This window comes from Pragia fontium DSM 5563 = ATCC 49100 (assembly GCF_900112475.1).
In the GTDB taxonomy this organism is placed as follows: Bacteria; Pseudomonadota; Gammaproteobacteria; order Enterobacterales; family Enterobacteriaceae; genus Pragia; species Pragia fontium.
The window spans coordinates 91,942-94,148 of the sequence record NZ_FOLW01000004.1 but is presented as its reverse complement, the minus strand read 5'-3'; the positions used below and the strand labels follow the sequence as shown (position 1 = coordinate 94,148).

The following is a 2,207-nucleotide window of genomic DNA, read 5'->3' as shown; positions in this document are numbered from 1 at the left end:
CCCGACTACCGAAAATAACGGAAGCATCATTTAAAGTGAGATGTTCGATTTTTGCTCCGCTGGTGTCACTGGCACCAAGATAAACGGTAGCGCCATTACTTAAATCTAAACGTCCTTTGGAGAAAGAATCACTATCAATATGGATAACTGAGCTATTACCGGCCACTCGTGTATCCATAATAATACCGCCGTTATGGACAAAAAGTTCGCCACTATTCACCAATGAATTTTCAGCGAATGAATCTTGGCCCCGAACATAAAGTGCACCACCATTTAAGGTTGTCTTATTGGCATAAGCCGGTGCTAATGGATCGCCAGTTACTGCATCATGTCGCGTTTCAATAAAAACATCACCGCCAGATAATACATTGGCATTTATAACCTTTCCTTGGTCATATGCCAAAATAAGCCCACCATCTCCTACGGTGGTATTAACGGAAGAGCCACCAGTAAAAATATGCTGCTTGCCATAAAGCATAGTGTCTAAGGCGGAGACATTAACGCCGCTGACCGATTGAAATCCACCGACTTCAACCAGTGTGTTTTTTACTAATCCAATATTATTGGGTAAGCTCGCTGAGAAATAGACATATTGTTTTCCGCCATTTTTCACTACGGTACCGTTCACTTTATCGGTATTATAAACATACTGCTTACCACCATCATTAATAATGGTATTATTGGACTCACCGCTATAATAAATGTATTGTAAACCACCAATATTAATAACAGTATTATTCGCTACTCCATCATAATAGACATTCTGTGTACCCTTGTCAGATAACTGAGCATTATTTGTAGTACCTTTATTATATACATTCTGCAAACCGCTATTTTTAATGATTGTGTCATTAGCAACGGCTAATTCACCCTGTTTAAAATATTGTAAGTTTGCTGCATTACCACCAGTAGCCCCAAGAACGAGCATGCGCCCGCCATCAATTAAGGTATCATTGGCCACACCGCCCTGAATATAAAGATTACCGCCTTTATTCACTACGGTATTATTCACCACAGCCCAACCCCAACGTTCTAAAGGCATCTCTTGATTAAAATCATCAGACCAACCACTTACCATTATCTGGCCTTTATTATTAATAATAAACGTGTCTGAGCTGACCTTACCACCATAGTTGGCACCCGGTGAGACGCTATTTTGCATGCCGCCATCACCAATAATGATACTGGCATTGACATGGGAAGAGATAATTAGTGGGAATAATGCAATAAAAAAAGGGGTATACTTGTATTTCATGATGTAATTGATTCCATTCATTCTGCTCTGGCTAACTAGGTTCCTGGACTAACTATAAATAATTAACTCACATTAAAATCAGTCTAAAAATTAACAACGTTATTTATTACCCATATTATTACCATAATATAAAACCAAAAAAAAGCGTCAAATAACAGAAAGCAACACGTGTTATCCATCATTAAAATAAAAAATAAATCAGTTGGCTGAAAATGAACTCACTTAAATAAACCTTATTTTATTTGTGGCTTAAAATTAATACTCATAAATTAAACTTGTTTCAGCCCCCGGCAAAATCCGAATAAGCACCGCTCTACAAAAGGAATGGTCACTTAATAAATTATTACTCTACGCTATACCGGACAGCTAACCCCCCTCTATTTGAATTTCAATATACACCGTTAAAGGCATTAAATTCCCCCATGAGTTATCCAATTGAGCATTTAATTTAGCGACATATTTACTTACCATTTCTAACATCCCATCATTTAAACGTTTTGTGGCATTGATAATGAGGTCATCGTTCTTTCAGTCATACAAATTATCTAACTCGATACTTAAGCGAGAGCATGTTTGAGCCACCAAGGGTTATAGGAATGAAAAAGTATTTAGGTAGGATGAGAAGGTAGCAATAACGAAATCTATATGATGTTCCAACATAAAAAATCCGGAGTCAAAAATTCTGACTCCGGATCATTATTGATTAATGAAATGATAATAGGTTTTTATAAACACAATCAGAAGCTATAGCGAATACCTAAATGCCCACTATATGGTGTTTCAATATGGCTACCGTTGGAGTAATTAATTTCCCCATAGGTTGACCACTGATTATCCAATTGAGCAGTTAAACCAATGCCATATTTACCGACGGTTCCGGACATATCATTACTGAAACGTTCGGTATCATTGATAATGACATCGTTATTCTTCTGGAATTCATGGCTTACCG

General features: G+C 37.2%; 2 protein-coding genes. Both read right to left on the bottom strand.

Going from position 1 to position 2,207, the window contains the following annotated elements; all coding sequences use genetic code 11:
• Window positions 1-1,255 (bottom strand): AIDA repeat-containing protein (locus tag BMZ28_RS07955; RefSeq protein WP_175474936.1); only part of this gene is annotated, 1,255 nt, incomplete at its 3' end.
• Window positions 1,256-1,992: 737 nt separating this feature from the next.
• The coding region (locus BMZ28_RS07950) for an autotransporter outer membrane beta-barrel domain-containing protein (RefSeq protein WP_217639204.1) at window positions 1,993-2,207 on the bottom strand (215 nt) is incomplete at its 5' end.